The 14,798-nt window shown below is 71.4% G+C and carries 14 protein-coding genes; 6 read left to right on the forward strand and 8 right to left on the reverse strand.

Features of this window, described 5'->3' with window-relative positions:
* Positions 1-75 precede the first annotated feature (75 nt).
* From ACWD4J_RS00905 to efeO, 4 genes are read right to left on the reverse strand one after another with little or no spacing between them, the layout of a single operon-like run.
* Entirely contained in the window at positions 76-993 is a 918-nt protein-coding gene (locus tag ACWD4J_RS00905) for a hypothetical protein (RefSeq protein ID WP_451393108.1), read from the reverse strand.
* Positions 944-1,912, reverse strand: coding sequence for an iron uptake transporter permease EfeU (gene efeU / locus ACWD4J_RS00910; protein WP_451393109.1), 969 nt, complete (start codon positions 1,910-1,912; stop codon positions 944-946). The genes ACWD4J_RS00905 and efeU overlap by 50 nt, the downstream gene beginning before the upstream one ends.
* Positions 1,913-1,914: 2 nt before the next feature.
* Positions 1,915-3,219: an iron uptake transporter deferrochelatase/peroxidase subunit gene (gene efeB, locus ACWD4J_RS00915; RefSeq protein ID WP_451393110.1), complete on the reverse strand. Its 1,305-nt coding sequence runs from the start codon at positions 3,217-3,219 to the stop codon at positions 1,915-1,917.
* 42 nt (positions 3,220-3,261) lie between these two features.
* Positions 3,262-4,419, reverse strand: coding sequence for an iron uptake system protein EfeO (efeO, locus tag ACWD4J_RS00920; protein ID WP_451393111.1), 1,158 nt, complete (start codon positions 4,417-4,419; stop codon positions 3,262-3,264).
* Positions 4,420-4,675: 256 nt separating this feature from the next.
* On the opposite strand from efeO, the gene ACWD4J_RS00925 reads away from it, so the two are divergent.
* Complete coding sequence (locus ACWD4J_RS00925) at positions 4,676-5,323, forward strand: PhzF family phenazine biosynthesis protein (RefSeq protein WP_451393112.1); 648 nt, start codon at positions 4,676-4,678, stop codon at positions 5,321-5,323.
* 112 nt (positions 5,324-5,435) lie between these two features.
* Here the strand turns inward: ACWD4J_RS00925 and ACWD4J_RS00930 are convergent, their stop codons facing one another.
* Both ACWD4J_RS00930 and map read right to left on the reverse strand, forming a co-directional pair.
* A complete protein-coding gene (locus ACWD4J_RS00930) occupies positions 5,436-6,086 on the reverse strand; it encodes a biliverdin-producing heme oxygenase (protein WP_451393113.1) in 651 nt (216 codons plus the stop codon).
* A 158-nt stretch (positions 6,087-6,244) separates the two neighbouring features.
* Positions 6,245-7,102 carry a type I methionyl aminopeptidase gene (gene map / locus ACWD4J_RS00935; protein ID WP_451393114.1) on the reverse strand — a complete coding sequence of 286 codons (858 nt, stop codon included), beginning with the start codon at positions 7,100-7,102 and terminating at the stop codon, positions 6,245-6,247.
* Between the two features lie 86 nt (positions 7,103-7,188).
* Here map and ACWD4J_RS00940 point away from each other — a divergent pair, with 86 nt between their 5' ends.
* A complete protein-coding gene (locus tag ACWD4J_RS00940; protein WP_451393115.1) occupies positions 7,189-7,419 on the forward strand; it encodes a hypothetical protein in 231 nt (76 codons plus the stop codon).
* A 36-nt stretch (positions 7,420-7,455) separates the two neighbouring features.
* Here the strand turns inward: ACWD4J_RS00940 and ACWD4J_RS00945 are convergent, their stop codons facing one another.
* A complete protein-coding gene (locus tag ACWD4J_RS00945) occupies positions 7,456-8,058 on the reverse strand; it encodes a hypothetical protein (RefSeq protein WP_451393116.1) in 603 nt (200 codons plus the stop codon).
* A gap of 155 nt (positions 8,059-8,213) precedes the next feature.
* Here ACWD4J_RS00945 and ACWD4J_RS00950 point away from each other — a divergent pair, with 155 nt between their 5' ends.
* From ACWD4J_RS00950 to ACWD4J_RS00960, 3 genes are all read left to right on the forward strand, one after another.
* Entirely contained in the window at positions 8,214-9,299 is a 1,086-nt protein-coding gene (locus ACWD4J_RS00950; RefSeq protein WP_451393117.1) for a sialidase family protein, read from the forward strand.
* A gap of 97 nt (positions 9,300-9,396) precedes the next feature.
* On the forward strand, positions 9,397-10,113 hold the full coding sequence (npdG, locus tag ACWD4J_RS00955; RefSeq protein ID WP_451393118.1) for an NADPH-dependent F420 reductase: 717 nt from the start codon (positions 9,397-9,399) through the stop codon (positions 10,111-10,113).
* A 104-nt stretch (positions 10,114-10,217) separates the two neighbouring features.
* Entirely contained in the window at positions 10,218-10,412 is a 195-nt protein-coding gene (locus ACWD4J_RS00960; RefSeq protein ID WP_451393119.1) for a hypothetical protein, read from the forward strand.
* On the opposite strand, the gene ACWD4J_RS00965 is transcribed toward ACWD4J_RS00960, so the two are convergent.
* The gene (locus tag ACWD4J_RS00965; protein WP_451393120.1) at positions 10,402-11,202 is read right to left on the reverse strand and encodes a site-2 protease family protein; all 801 of its coding nucleotides are present in this window, start codon (positions 11,200-11,202) and stop codon (positions 10,402-10,404) included. The two genes, ACWD4J_RS00960 and ACWD4J_RS00965, sit on opposite strands and share 11 nt — an antisense overlap.
* A 176-nt stretch (positions 11,203-11,378) precedes the next feature.
* Between ACWD4J_RS00965 and ACWD4J_RS00970 the strand changes: the two genes are divergently transcribed.
* Positions 11,379-14,759 carry an AfsR/SARP family transcriptional regulator gene (locus ACWD4J_RS00970; protein WP_451393121.1) on the forward strand — a complete coding sequence of 1,127 codons (3,381 nt, stop codon included), beginning with the start codon at positions 11,379-11,381 and terminating at the stop codon, positions 14,757-14,759.
* The last annotated feature ends 39 nt before the right edge of the window (positions 14,760-14,798 follow it).

The following is a 14,798-nucleotide window of genomic DNA, read 5'->3' on the forward strand; positions in this document are numbered from 1 at the left end:
ACCACGACGTCGTCATCGCTACGGCGACCAACCGGGGGACACCCCCACCCACCCGCCGGGCGAACAGCCCCCGAGCTACTCGCCCTTCGCCCCGGTGAGCCCCTGGATCCGGTTCAGGAACTCCACCCGAGGCTCGGCGGAGCCCTTCGCCGGGTCCAGGACCGCCTGGTTGGAGACGCGCTCCAGGGTGATCGACTGCTTGGCCTCTCCCGTCATCAGGGCCTTGACCTCCGCGCTGACCTGGAGGTTGAGGCCCGTCGCCGCGGTCTGCTTCTCGTAGTGGTGCGTCGCGAAGAAGACGAGCGCGCCGCCGTCCTTCGTACGCAGGCCGACCGGGGCGTACGGGCCGGACGTCAGCGGCTCGTCGATGTACTGGATGGACAGCCCGGGCCGGCTGGCGCTCTTCTTGCGCGACGTGCGCCACGCGGACGTGTGGGTGCCGGGGGCGAAGAGGTCGCCGCCGTCCTGGAGGTACGTGGCGTATTCCTTGCTCAGATTCTTCGGTGCGACGGCGAGCGACGTGGAATTCGCCCGGACCGGCTGGGCCCAGCCGTCCTTGCCCGTGGTGAACTCGGGAATCTCGTCGGGGGAGACGACCGACAGGAACCCGGCCTTCCACACGTCGTTCACCCCGCTCCGCAGGAAGACCAGCAGCCAGCGGTTGTCCCGCTGCGGGTCGTCGTCCTGGTCGCGGTTGCTGTCCGCGTCGGCCAGGAAGAACTTCGGCCACCCCGCCTGCTCGGGAATGGTGAACTTCGCGTCCGTCAGCTTCAGCGGCGAGTGGTTCGGGTTTCCGTCCGGCTCACTCGCGCGCTTCGCCTTCAGCCCGGCCTGGTTGATGGCCCCGAGCGCGCCGGTGACCCGGTCCTCGTCGAGGGCCGGGTCGTACGCCTTGTCGGCCTTGTTGTACGCGGAGGTGAACTCCTCCAGCGCGCGGGCGGCTTCAGCCTTCGTCGCCGACGGGATGATCTCCCGTTCCCCGTGCACCGTCACGCACCCGCTCGCCGTCACGGACAGCGCCGCCGTCGCCGCCGCTGCCGTGGCGATGCGGCTCAGCCTGCGAAGCCTGTTCATCGGGTCCCTTCACCTTCGCCTTGCCCTTCCCGGGGCCGAACCCTACCGGGGAGAGGAAGAGCGCGAGCGTCGGGATCAAGTACAGCGCCCACACCGTGACCTGAAGCACCGTCGGGTCCGGCTGGAAGTTGAGCACACCCTTCAGCAGCGTCCCGTACCAGCTGTCCGGCGGGATGGTGCCGCTGATGTCGAAGGCCTTGTTCGTCAGGCCGGGCAGGATGTCGGCCTCCTGCAGGTCGTGGAAGCCGTACGCGAGCACGCCCGCGGCCACGACGACCAGCATGCCGCCCGTCCAGGTGAAGAACTTCGCCAGGTTGATGCGGACCGCACCGCGGTAGAAGAGCCAGCCGAGCAGGACCGCCGTGGCGAGCCCCAGCAGGACGCCGGTCAGCGGGCCGTACGTGCCGTCGTTCGAGGCGCGGACCGACGTCCACACGAACAACGAGGTCTCCAGACCCTCGCGGCCGACCGCCAGGAAGGCCGTCGCGACCAGCGCGCCCGTGCCCATCTGCAGCGCCGCGTCCAGCTTGCCGTGCAGCTCGGCCTTCAGATGGCGCGCGGTGCGGCGCATCCAGAAGACCATCCACGTCACCAGGCCCACGGCGATGATCGACAGCGAACCGCCGAGACCCTCCTGCGCCGTGAACGTCAGCTCCTGGGAGCCGAACTCCAGCGCGCAGCCGAAGCCGAGCGCCAGGGCGACCGCGATCCCGATGCCGATCCAGACGGGACGGAGCGCGTCGCGCCGCTCCGTCTTCACGAGATACGCGATGAGGATGCAGACGACGAGGCTCGCCTCGAGCCCCTCGCGCAGACCGATCAGATAGTTGGCGAACATGCTCACGCCTTCCCGGAGAACAGGGCCCGGCCCCACCAGTCGTCCTTGTCGCGGACGCCCGGCGGGACCGCGAAGATCGCGGAACCCACGTGCTGGATGTACTCGTTGAGGGCGTCGGCGCGCGCCAGCTTCTGCTGCACCGGGATGAAGCCCTTGCGGACGTCGCGCTGGTACGCGAGGAAGAACAGCCCGGCCTCCAGGCGGCCGAGGCCGTCCGTGCCGTCCGTGAAGGAGTAGCCGCGGCGCAGGATCCTCGCCCCGTTGTTGGAGTCGGGGTGTGCGAGCCGCACGTGCGCGCTCGGCTTCATCGCCTTCAGGAACGGCTCGTCGTGTTCCTTCGCCTTGCCGACCGGGGCGCCCTCGCCCTTGTCGCGGCCGAAGACGTCCTCCTGCTCCTGCAGCGACGTCCGGTCCCACGTCTCGATGTTCATGCGGATGCGGCGAGCGACGAGATACGAGCCGCCGGTCAGCCACGCCGGGCCGTCGGACTCGGACACCCATACGTGCTTGGCCAGTCCGGCCGTGTCCGTGCCCGCGATGTTCCGGGTGCCGTCCTTGAACCCCATCAGGTTGCGCGGGGTCTGCTCGTCGGGAGTCGTCGAGGACGTCTTGCCGAAGCCCAGCTGCGACCAGCGGATCGCGACCTTACCGAAGCCGATGCGGGCGAGGTTGCGGATCGCGTGCACCGCGACCTGCGGGTCGTCCGCACAGGCCTGGATGCACAGATCGCCGTCGCTGCGCGCCTTGTCGAGGTTGTCCCCGGGGAACTTCGGCAGGTCGAGCAGGGCCTCGGGCCGCTGGTCCCGCAGCCCGAACTTGTCGAACAGGGACGGCCCGAAGCCGATCGTGAGCGTCAGGCGCGAGGGCTTGAGGCCCAGCGCCTCACCGGTGTCGTCCGGCGGTGCCTCGGCAAGACCGCCGTACGCACCCTCGCCCACCGTCCGCCCGGCGGTCATCCGGGCCGCGGCCTTCGTCCAGTCCTTGAGCAGCTGCACGAACTCGGCACGGTCGTCCGTCTTCACGTCGAACGCCGCGAAGTGCAGCCGGTCCTGCACCGGCGTCGCGATGCCCGCCTGGTGGGCACCGTGGAACGCCACGGCGGCACCGGACTCGGCCGCGGGCACGGTGGAGTCCCCTGACCGCGCCACCGCGACGGCGCCGCCCGCCACGGCGGCACCGAGCGCGAGCCCGGCACCGCCCCAGCCGAGCAGCGAACGCCGCGAGGGGACGGTGGTGTCGGCCGCCGCCGGCTGTCCGGGCTGATCGGACTCTTCCTGCTGACCCTGCACTACGGGCTCTTCCGCCATGGTGTTCCCTGCCTGACGTCCCTGGACCTGACCTGCTGCCGGCTACTTGACGACGACCGCGGCCGCGAGCTTGGACAGCGGCTCCGCAAGCGCGTTCACCGCGTCCGACAGCTCCTTGCGGTCGCTCTCGCCGACCTTGTCGTACGAGGTGAAGTCGTATGAGTTCTTGTCCGCGCGGTACTTGTCGAGCAGCGCGTCGATCGCCGCGAACTGCTTGTCGAGTTCCTTCGTCAGCGCCGCCTCGTTCTCGGACGCGACCGGCTTGAGCAGCTCGTACGACTTCTCGGCGCCCTCGACGTTCGCCTTGAAGTCGACCAGGTCGGTGTGCGAGTAGCGCTCCTCCTCGCCGGTGACCTTGCCGGTGGCGACCTCGTCGAGGAGCTCCTTGGCGCCGTTGGCCATCGACGTCGGGGTGATCTCGGCCTTGCCGACGCGCCCCTGCCAGTCGGTCAGGTCCTTGACGAGCTGGTCGGCGAGCTCCTTCTCCCGGTCGCCGATCTTCTTGTCCTGCCAGAGGGCCTTCTCCAGGCGGTGCCAGCCGGTCCAGTCCTTCGCCGGGTCCTGGCCGTCCTCCAGGCCGTCCTCGCGGACGTCGACCTTCGGGTCGATGTCGCCGAAGGACTCGGCGACCGGCTCGGTGCGCTCCCAGCCGATCCGGGACGCGGCGTACGCCTTCTTCGCGGCCTCGATGTCGCCGTCCTTGATCGCGGCGGTGAACACCTTGACCTTCGGGAGCGTCTCGTCGGCCTGCTCCTGCACGTACTTGCGGTACGCGGCGACGGCCGCGTCGAGGCGCGGGTCGCGCTTGGTGGTCGTGCCGCTGCCGGTGGCCTTCACGTTCTGGCGGATGCCGTCGCCCTTCATGCCGGGCTTGCAGGCGATCCGGTAGTCGCCCGCCTTCACCTCGGCGGTGACCTTCTGCTTGGTGCCCGGGCCGATGTTCTCGCGCTCGGTGACGATGCGGTCGTCCGGGAAGAGGAGGTAGACCTCGGTGACCTTCGAGCCCTTGTTCTCGATGGCCAGCTCGACGTGGCCCGCCGGGAACTCCTTCTTGGAGACCTCGCACTTGCTGTCCGTGGCGGTCACCGCGATGACGTGGTCGTCGCTCGTCGCGCTGCTTTTCTCGGTGCAGCCCGTGACAGCGGTCAGAGCGGCCGCGGTGGCGGCGGCGGTGACAACAGAGAGTCGGACGGCTCGCATACGGGCTCCAAAACGACGGACTGACGGCTCGCAGGTTCAGGTGAGGCAGCCCTAACTTATCTGAGGCTTACCTCAGTCAAGCCGGGTCGTCCAGTGATTCACGTCTCAAATGGCATGTCCGCGTACCGGTGGATAACGGACGAGTTGCGGCGGCGTCATGGTGGATCAATGAAAAGGTCAAGGAATAGTCAAATGCTGCTTCGCTGTCCGGCTCGGGCCGCGCCTGCCTGTCGGTGGCTGATGCTTCAATGCCGGGGTGACTGACTACGACGTGCTCCGCGTCTTCTGCGGCCCGGGCGGCCGGTACGGCAACGAACTCGGTGTCGTGCGCGACGGGTCCGCCATGCCCGCCCAGGAGGACCGGCAGGCCTTCGCCGCGAAGCTCGGGTACAGCGAGACGGTGTTCGTCGACGACCCGGAGCGCGGGGTCATCGACATCTACACCCCGACACTGCGGCTGCCCTTCGCGGGGCACCCCTGTGTCGGCACGGCCTGGCTGCTCGACGTGCCGGAGCTGGTCACGCCCGCCGGGGTGGTGGGTGCGCGGCTCGACGGAGAGTTCACCTGGATCGAGGCCCGCGCCGAGTGGGCGCCGCCGCGGACGCTGCGGCGGTACGGCTCGGCGGCCGAGGTGGACGCGCTGGCGGTGCCGCCGCCGGGGGAGTGGATCTACGCGTGGGCGTGGGAGGACGAGGCCGCGGGGCGGGTGCGGGCGCGTGCCTTCCCCGGCCGGGGCGACGGGATCGACGAGGACGAGGCGACGGGGGCGGCGGCGTTGCTGCTCACGCATGAGCTGGGCCGTGCGCTGAACATCGTCCAGGGGGAGGGGTCCCAGATTCTTACGGCGCCGGGGCCGGAGGGGTTGATCGAGGTGGGGGGCCGGGTGCGGCTCCTGCGGGGCTAGGCCGGGGTTTTCTTTCCCCACCCCGCTCCTTCCCGTAACTGGGGCTCCGCCCCAGACCCCGTATCGGCCTTGACGGCCTCGTCCTCAAACGCCGGACGGGCTGAAAGCGGACCTACGCGCTCAGCGGGAACTCCTCACCCAGCGCCCTGAACACGGACGTGTTCAGGGCGAACGCCCGCCGGCACTCCGTCACCATCCGCTGCTTCTCCAGCTCGTCCACCCGCACCCCGTCCAGCAGCTCCCGATACCCCCGCTTGAACGCCGCCGGATTGCCGATCCCCTCGAAGACGTAGAACCGCACACCGTCGCCCTTGCGCGCGAAGCCCCAGGTCCTCTCCGCCCTGTCGCGGATGATCTGGCCGCCGGAGAGGTCGCCGAGGTAGCGCGTGTAGTGGTGGGCGACGTACCCGCCGGGCCATGTGCGGGCGCACTGCTCGATGCGCGCGGCGTACGCGGCGGTCGCGGGCAGGGCCGTCAGGCCGGGCCGCCAGCCGCGTCCTCGCAGATGCGCCAGGTCCCTCTCCAGCTCGGCGACGCGCATCAGCTCGGGCCGGATGAACGGCCCGGCGACCGGGTCGTCCCGCAGGGCGTGCGCGCCGTCCTCCAGTGCCCGGTAGAGGAACCAGAGCTGCTCGGTGTAGCGCGTGAACGCCGCTATCCCCAGCCGGCCGCCGAGCAGATCGCTCATGAACGTCGAGGTCTCCGCCTCGGTGTGCGCATCGTGGGACGCGGTGCGGATGAGCGTCGAGAACGGCGTGTCCATCGTGGGACCTCCGAACGGCCGAGCAGACGGGACGGGACGCGACGATCAATGGGTTCCCGACATCCTGTCGGTAAAACCCTGACACAAACGGAAGACCCCGGCCGGTGCGGCCGGGGTCTTCTTCTGCGCAGGGGTGCACCGAGGTGCACAGGAGCGGGCTACGGCAACGTGAGGATGTCCGCGCCCGTGTCCGTGACGACCAGCGTGTGCTCGAACTGCGCCGTCCGCCGCCGGTCCTTCGTCACGACGGTCCAGCCGTCGTCCCACATGTCGTACTCGTGCGTGCCGAGCGTCAGCATCGGCTCGATCGTGAACGTCATGCCGGGCTGCATCACGGTGGTCGCACGCGGGCTGTCGTAGTGCGGGATGATCAGGCCGGAGTGGAACGACGAGTTGATCCCGTGGCCGGTGAAGTCCCGCACCACGCCGTAGCCGAAGCGCTTGGCGTACGACTCGATGACGCGGCCGATGATGTTGATCTGGCGGCCTGGCCGGACCGCCTTGATGGCGCGGTTCAGCGACTCGCGGGTCCGCTCGACGAGCAGCCGCGACTCCTCGTCCACGTCCCCGACCAGGTACGTCGCGTTGTTGTCGCCGTGCACGCCGCCGATGTACGCCGTCACGTCCAGGTTGATGATGTCGCCGTCGCGCAGGACCGTGGAGTCGGGGATGCCGTGGCAGATGACCTCGTTGACCGAGGTGCACAGCGACTTCGGGAAGCCGCGGTAGCCGAGCGTGGACGGGTAGGCGCCGTGGTCGCACAGGTACTCGTGCGCGACCCGGTCCAGCTCGTCCGTGGTCACGCCGGGCTCGATGATCTTCGCGGCCTCCGCCATCGCCTGCGCGGCGATGCGGCCCGCGATCCGCATCAGCTCGACCGTCTCGGCGCTCTGCACCTCGGGGCCGGTGTACGGCGTGGGGCCGGGCTTGCCCACGTACTCCGGGCGCCTGATGTTTCCCGGGACGGAGCGGGTGGGAGAAAGCTCCCCTGGTACGAGCAGTGACTGGCCAGACATATCAAGGAGTGTATCCAGCGGCCGTGGGGCACCATGGCGACGTACTCGAGGATTCACGAGGACTCACGCGACGAGGAGCCGGTGCGATGGCCCTGTTCAAGAAGCGGACGGTCGGGAAGCCGGGCGAGTGGTACTACTGCCTGGAGCACAAGAAGGTCGAGGAGGGGCCGGAGTGTCCGGGGAAGGACCGCTTCGGGCCGTACGCCACCCCGGCCGAGGCGCAGCGGGCCCTGGAGATCGCGGCCGAGCGCAACCTCCAGTGGGAGAACGACCCGCGGTGGCACGACGCCACCGCGCGGAGCGAGGACGACGACTGAGCCGCCCCGGGAGGTGTCCCCGGACGGGCTGAATCCTCACCACCGTGACGGCGGCGGTGCCGTCAGCTGGTCCGCCAGCCGGGACAGCCGGTCGCGGAAGCGGCTGCGGCCCCGCGCCTGCGGCAGTGTGTTCTCGCCCGCCGCCGCGCTGACCAGGTGCTGGACGGTGTCCAGGTCGAGCTCGGGGTTCTCTGGTACGGACAGGGATTCGTGCGCCATGGCCTCGAGGTCGCGGTCGCCGGAGTCCAGGGCGAACACCGTGGCCCCGGCCCGGCGCGCGTCGTGCACCCGCTCGAGCAGCGGCGCCCCCGGCGCGTCCGGCGCCACCACGAGGAGTGTCTCGCCGCGCTTCGCCGCCTCGATCCTGCCGAGCCCGACCGAGAGGTGTGCCGGGTCGCCGGGGCGCACCCGGTGGCGTACGAGCGTCGGGGACAGTGCGGGCGTGCCCGACCACGCGGCCTCGTCGACGAGGTGCGCGGCGAGGTGCCAGGGCTCGTAGCCGTCCGTGCCCACCAGCAGCAGACCGCCGCCGTGCGGCACGACGGAGGACCGCAGCGCGGCCGCGAAGTGGCGTGTGGTGCCGAGCCACTCGGTTCCGGCGAGCACTTCGCGCAGCAGCGCGACCCGTACGGCGTCCATGCGTCCGCATCCTGCCGCAACCGGCCAGTCGTCAGGCCGAGTTCACCTCGAATTCGCTCAAGGTGGGCAGCCGGCGGCGAGACTGGGCGGCTGATCAGTCGGCTACGAGGGTGCAGTGCGGGTGACCGGGCGGTCGCCGATACGGGGGAGGCGTCATGGCAGGCGAGGTGTCTGTACCGTTCCGGGGCGGGCGTGAGCGGTATGTGAGCTTTCGGATCCCGGCAGTGGTCCTCACCAAGAAGGGCACGGTCCTCGCGTTCTGCGAAGGGCGCGTCGGGTCCCGCGAGGACCACGGGAACATCGACATCGTCCTGAAGCGGTCCACGGACGGCGGCCGCACCTGGGGCCCGCTCCAGGTGGCCGCGCAGAACGGCGACGACCTCGCCGGCAACCCGGCGCCCGTCGTCCTCGACACAGGCCGGATCCTCCTGGTGCACGTGCGGAACGCCGCATCGGCGACCGAGGACGCCGTCCGGCGCGGCAAGGTGAGCGCCGCGGACGGGCGCCGCGTATGGCTCCAGTACAGCGACGACGACGGGCTCACCTGGTCGGACCCGCGGGAGATCACCGGCCAGGCGAAGAAGGCGGCCTGGCGGTGGTACGCCACCGGGCCGGGGCACGCGGTCCAGCTGGCGGGCGGCACGGCGAAAGGACGCGTCGTCGTCCCCGCCAACCACTCCCTCGCGCCCACCGGCAGCGACGACGGCAGTGAGGGCAAGTACAACGGCGGTCACTGCATCCTCAGCGACGACCGGGGCGAAACCTGGCGGATCGGCTACGTCGACAGCAAACCCGACGGCTACATCAACGCCAACGAGACGACCGTCACCGAACTGTCCGACGGGCGCGTCTACTTCAACACCCGCAACGACTCTCCCTCGCCCGGCACCCGCGCCGACGCCCACTCGGGCGACGGCGGCGAGACCCTCGTCAGGCCGTTCCGTCCGCAGGCGGGCCTCACCGGGCCCGTCGTCGAAGGGAGCGCGCTCCAGCTCCGCGACCCGGACCTGCTGCTCTTCTCCGGTCCCGCCGACCCCGGCTTCCGGGCCCTGATGACGATCCGCAGCAGCACGGACGGCGGCACCACCTGGCGGACCGCGTACACGGTCGACGGGCTGCCTGCCGCGTACTCCGATCTCGTACGGGTCGACGCGTCGACGGTCGGACTCCTGTACGAGACGGGTGACTTCAGCGCATACGAGACGATCACGTTCCGGCGCGTGCCCGTGGCGGACCTGTAGCCGCGGGCCGGGCCTGCCGGGGGCGGCCGTACTGCGTGATCCAGCACACTCCCCCGGCAAGGTGATCCGCGGCGGGACCCGCACGTATCGTCGCCCTATGACTACCAGTGATGACGCGAAGACGGCTTCCGCCAAGGCCCCGGCCAAGGATCCCTGGGACCTGCCCGACGTATCCGGTCTCGTCGTCGGCGTCCTCGGCGGCACAGGACCGCAGGGCAAGGGCCTCGCCTACCGGTTCGCCAAGGCCGGCCAGAAGGTGATCATCGGCTCGCGGGCCGCGGAGCGGGCCCGGACGGCGGCCGACGAGCTCGGGCACGGCGTCGAGGGCGCGGACAACGCCGAGTGTGCGCGCCGCAGCGACGTCGTCATCGTCGCCGTGCCGTGGGAGGGGCACGGCGCGACCCTCGAGGCGCTGCGCGAGGAGCTCGCCGGCAAGCTCGTCGTCGACTGCGTCAACCCGCTCGGCTTCGACAAGAAGGGCGCGTACGCGCTGAAGCCGGAGGAGGGCAGCGCCGCCGAGCAGGCCGCCGCGCTGCTGCCGGACTCGCGGGTCACGGCCGCCTTCCACCACCTCTCCGCCGTCCTCCTCCAGGACCCCGAGGTCGAGGAGATCGACACCGACGTGATGGTGCTGGGCGAGTCCCGGGCCGACACGGACGTCGTGCAGGCGCTCGCCGGGCGCATCCCCGGCATGCGCGGCGTCTTCGCCGGGCGGCTGCGGAACGCCCACCAGGTCGAGGCACTGGTGGCGAACCTCATCTCGGTGAACCGCCGGTACAAGGCGCACGCGGGTCTGCGGGTCACGGACGTCTAGGCCGAAGCCTCTCCCGTTCCGGCCGCCCCTTTTCGGCGCGGTGCGGGGTATGGGGGACACTGGAGGGCGTACCACCTCTGAGTCCCGGACAGGAGCCGACCCCCATGCCCCGCCTCGCTCTGTACGCCCTCGTCGTCTGCCTCCTGTCCGTCGCCGCGGCCGTGGTCTCCTTCGTGCAGGGCAGCTGGCTGGGCATCGTGTGGGTGCTGCTGGCCGGGCTCTCGTCGAACATGACGTGGTACTACGCGCGCCGGGGGAAGATCGCGGGCCGGCGGCGGGACACGTCCGTCACGAACTGACGGAGCAGAGGGAGCTCGCGCCCGTCCAGAAGCGGTACAGCGACTGGCCGCAGTAGCTCTGGAACTCGCCGATGCCGAGCCCGCTCAGCAGCGCGTGCACCGCGTCGAAGAACACGGCGTTCACCTCCGGGATCCACAGGACCGCGAACACCGCCAGCAGCCCGAACGGCGCGAACGGCTCCACCTGGCGGCGGATCCCCTGCGACAGCCAGGGCTCGATGACGCCGTACCCGTCGAGGCCCGGAACCGGCAGGAAGTTCAGGATCGCCGCGGTCACCTGGAGCAGCGCCAGGAACGCCAGCGCATACCGGAACGTGGCCGGCACGCCGTCCAGCGCGTGCAGCCAGAACGGCGCCGTGCACACGACCGCGAACAGCACATTGGTGAGCGGCCCGGCCGCCGAGATCAGGCTGTGCCTCCAGCGGCCCCGGATACGGCCGCGCTCGATGAACACCGCGCCGCCCGGCAGACCGATGCCGCCCATCATCACGAACAGGACGGGCAGCACGATCGACAGCAACGCATGGGTGTACTTGAGTGGGTTGAGGGTGAGATAGCCCTTTGCTCCGATGGAGATGTCGCCGCTGTGCAGCGCCGTACGCGCGTGTGCGTATTCGTGCAGGCAGAGCGAGACGATCCAGGCGGCCGTCACGAAGAGGAAGACGGCGAACCCGGGCTGCTCGGCGAAGCCGGTCCAGGCGGCCCAGCCCGCGACCGCCGTGACGGCCACGATTCCCAGAAAGACGGGGCTGATCCTCCGGTCGCTGCGGCGCATCGTGACGGTGGCCATGGGCGGGTCTCCTGAAGCTGGGGCGAGGGTGGGCGGTAGGCGCGGGCGGCGGTCGGTTCGACCGTACCGGTGGTGTGGGGGGAACGTCCCGTGGACAGGCCCCGGTTCCTGCGTACTCCGCCCGGTTTCCGCGGGTGTCGAAACCCGGACGCGGCTCCGGGGCGTCCCCGGAGACAATGGACCCCGTGCGCTACCGCGTCCTCGGCACCACCCAGGCACTCCGCACCGACGGCACGCCCGTTCCGGTCGGCGGGGCGCGGCTGCGTGCCCTGCTGGCAGTCCTCGCACTGCGGGCCGGGCGTTCCGTGCCCGCGTCCGTGCTGGTCGACGAGGTGTGGGGCGGCGAGCCGCCGGCCGATGCCACGGGGGCCCTGCAGGCCCTGGTCGGGCGGCTGCGCAGGGCGCTCGGCGCGGACGCCGTCGCCTCCGTGGACGGCGGCTACCGGCTGTGCGCGACCGCCGACGACGTCGATCTGTACCGGTTCGAGCGACTGGCCGGCGAGGGCGCGCGGGCGCTGGCCGACGGCGATCCGGCGAAGGCCGCCGCCGTGCTCGACGACGCGCTCGCCCTGTGGCGCGGTCCCGTCCTCGCCGACCTCCCGGACCGGGCCGCCGAGTCGGCCCGATGGGAGGCCCGCGGTCTCGACGCCCGCCGCGCCCGCCTCGCCGCGGCTCTCGCCCTCGGCCAGGCGGAGCAGGTGCTCCCCGAGATCGCCGCCCTGTGCGGCAGCCACCCGCTGGACGAGCCACTCCACGCCCTCCACCTCCGCGCCCTGCGTGCCGCGGGCCGTACCGCCGAGGCCCTCGCCGCGTACGAGTCCGTTCGCCACCAGCTCGCGGACCGACTCGGCTCGGACCCCGGACCGGAACTGCGGGCGTTGCACACGGAGCTGCTGCTGGGCGCCGAGGACACCGGACCGGCGGCGCCCGGCGACGGTACGGCGCCTGAGCCGTCACATGGTGCGGCGCCTGCGTCGTCGGACCGTGCTGCGCCTGCGCCCTCCGCCCGGACGGTGCTCGCCCTGCCGGGGCGTACCACGCCTCCGCCCCCCGGCAACCTCCGTGCCCGCCTGACCTCCTTCGTCGGCCGGGAGACCGACATCGACACCATCCGGGCCGACCTCGCATCGGCCAGGCTGGTGACCCTGCTCGGGCCCGGCGGCGCCGGCAAGACCCGCTTGTCGCAGGAGGCGGCGGAGACCGTCGGGGACAGCGCGCTCGACGGCGTGTGGCTGGCCGAACTCGCGCCGGTGGACGACCCGGGAGCCGTACCCGAGGCCGTGCTCACCGCCGTCGGGGCGCGGGAGACCGTGCTGCGCGGTGCGGGAGCCGAGGAGATGCGGGTGCTGGCCGAACGGCACGACGACCCCCTCGTGCGACTCGCCGAACACTGCGCCAAGCGCCGCATGCTGCTCATCCTCGACAACTGCGAGCACGTCGTCGACGCCGCCGCCCACCTCGTGGAGTACCTGCTCGAACGCTGCCCCGATCTGAAGGTCCTGGCGACCAGCCGCGAACCCCTCGGCGTACCGGGGGAGTTGCTGCGCCCCGTCGAGCCGCTGCCACTGCCGTTCGCCCTGCGGCTGCTCGCCGACCGGGGGGCCGCCGCCCGCCCCGGCTTCCGGATCGACGGCGACGAGGACGCCGCGGCGGCCGCCGCCGAGATCTGCCGCCGCCTCGACGGGCTTCCACTCGCCATCGAGCTGGCCGCCGCCCGGCTCCGGATGCTGACGCTGCGCCAGATCGCCGACCGTCTCGACGACCGGTTCCGGCTGCTCACCTCCGGAAGCCGCACCGTCCTGCCCCGCCAGCAGACCCTGCGCGCGGTCGTCGACTGGTCCTGGGATCTGCTGGACGAGGAGGAACGCGCCGTCCTGCGCCGCCTGTCGGTCTTCGCGGGCGGCTGCGACCTCGCCGCCGCCGAGGCCGTGTGCGGGCCCGCCGCCCTGGAGTCGATCGGCTCCCTCGTCGACAAGTCCCTGGTGGTCGCCGCTCCTTCGGCGGGCGGTGAGATGCGGTACCGGCTGCTCGAGACGGTCGGCGAGTACGCCACCGAGCGGCTCGACGAGGCGGGTGAGCGTGAGACCGTCGCCCGCCACCACCTCACGTACTTCCGGGAGTTCGCGCGGACCACCGACCCGCTCCTGCGCGGTCCCGGCCAGCGCGCCGCGATCGAGCGGCTGGAGACCGAGTACGAGAACCTGCGCACCGCGCTGCGGCACGCCGTCGCCGCCCGCGACGAGCACGAGGCCCTGTGCCTTGCCCACTCCCTGTTCTGGTACTGGCAGATGCGCGATCTGCGTATCGAGGCCCGCAACTGGACCCGGGAGGTCATGACCCTCGGCCCGGACCCCTTCACCCTGCCGGCGCAGCCCGCCCCCTCCGTGTACGAACGGTTCACGGACACGCCGCCGCCCATGAGCCCCGAGGTGCTCGAGGAAGCCCGGCGGGGCATCCATCTCGCCCATCTCGCCTTCATGGACACCGAACTGGAGTCATGGAAGACGCCGGAGGCCCAGGCGAAGCTGCAGGCCATCGCCGAGACGTACCGGCCCGGCCAGCCGCAGACCTGCCGCATCCCCGGGTACCTCTGGTTCTTCGCCGTCCTGATGACCGGAGACATGGAGCGGGTGCGCGTCCTCGTCGACGAGACGGTCCGCACCTGCCGTGAGCTCGGCTCCGAATGGGAGCTGGGCATGACCCTGCAGATGCGGGCCAACATCCTCGCCAACCGCGCTGACTGGGCGGGCGACGCGAGCCGTGACGCCGACGAGGCGTTGGAGATCTTCACGCGCATCGGCGACGCCTGGGGCGTCGCGGAGGCGCTCTCCGCCCGCGGCGAGGCGCGCGAACGCAGGGGCGACTACGAGGGCGCCGCCGAGGACTACGAGGCGGCGATCACGCACGCGCGGCGCCTCGGTGCCCGGGACCAGACCGCGGTGCTCCGTGCCCGCCTCGGCTCGGTCCTCGTCGACTCGGGCCGGTCCGAGAGGGGCGAGCAGTTGCTGCGCGAGGTCGTGGACACGAGCCGCAACCCCGTGAGCGACGCCATGCCCGCGGCGCGGATCTTCCTCGCCCTGTGGCTCGGCCGCACCGGTCGCACCGAGGAGGCGCGCGAACAGGTGCGACTGCTGCGCGAGGCCAGCGGTGCCATGGCGTTCGTCGTCTTCGACGGCTTCATCACCGGCGTCGAGGCCTGGCTGGACGCCGTCGACGGTCACTACGACGACAGCCTGGCGAAGATCCGGCAGGCGATGGAGCGGGCACGCGATCCGCTGTCGATGGTGATCACTCCGCACATGCCGTCGACACACCTGACCACCGCCGCGATCGCACTCGCCGGAGTGGACGGTGGCGCCCGCGCCCGTGACGCCGCACGGCTCCTCGGCGCTTCCCAGGCCCTGCTGCCCCCGGGGCATTTCGCCGCCCCGGCGGAGCGCGAGACGTACGAGCGGGCCGCGTCGGCCGCTCGCGCGGTGCTCGGCGACGAAGCGTACGACGAGGCGTACGCCGAGGGCGGCGGCCTCTCCCTCGCGGAGGCCGCCGCCCTGCTGTGACGTTCGCCCGGTGCGTGACGTTCGCACGGCGCCCGACGC

The organism is Streptomyces sp. NPDC002577, from assembly GCF_053594815.1.

Coding starts and splice junctions, on each gene's coding strand:
- efeB (WP_451393110.1), bottom strand. CDS start 3,219: ATGGCGGAAGAGCCCGTAGTGCAGGGTCAGCAGGAAGAGTCCGATCAG.
- ACWD4J_RS00965 (WP_451393120.1), bottom strand. CDS start 11,202: ATGGCCACCGTCACGATGCGCCGCAGCGACCGGAGGATCAGCCCCGTC.
- efeO (WP_451393111.1), bottom strand. CDS start 4,419: ATGCGAGCCGTCCGACTCTCTGTTGTCACCGCCGCCGCCACCGCGGCC.
- npdG (WP_451393118.1), top strand. CDS start 9,397: ATGACTACCAGTGATGACGCGAAGACGGCTTCCGCCAAGGCCCCGGCC.
- ACWD4J_RS00945 (WP_451393116.1), bottom strand. CDS start 8,058: ATGGACGCCGTACGGGTCGCGCTGCTGCGCGAAGTGCTCGCCGGAACC.
- efeU (WP_451393109.1), bottom strand. CDS start 1,912: ATGTTCGCCAACTATCTGATCGGTCTGCGCGAGGGGCTCGAGGCGAGC.
- map (WP_451393114.1), bottom strand. CDS start 7,102: ATGTCTGGCCAGTCACTGCTCGTACCAGGGGAGCTTTCTCCCACCCGC.
- ACWD4J_RS00930 (WP_451393113.1), bottom strand. CDS start 6,086: ATGGACACGCCGTTCTCGACGCTCATCCGCACCGCGTCCCACGATGCG.
- ACWD4J_RS00940 (WP_451393115.1), top strand. CDS start 7,189: ATGGCCCTGTTCAAGAAGCGGACGGTCGGGAAGCCGGGCGAGTGGTAC.
- ACWD4J_RS00970 (WP_451393121.1), top strand. CDS start 11,379: ATGGACCCCGTGCGCTACCGCGTCCTCGGCACCACCCAGGCACTCCGC.
- ACWD4J_RS00950 (WP_451393117.1), top strand. CDS start 8,214: ATGGCAGGCGAGGTGTCTGTACCGTTCCGGGGCGGGCGTGAGCGGTAT.
- ACWD4J_RS00960 (WP_451393119.1), top strand. CDS start 10,218: ATGCCCCGCCTCGCTCTGTACGCCCTCGTCGTCTGCCTCCTGTCCGTC.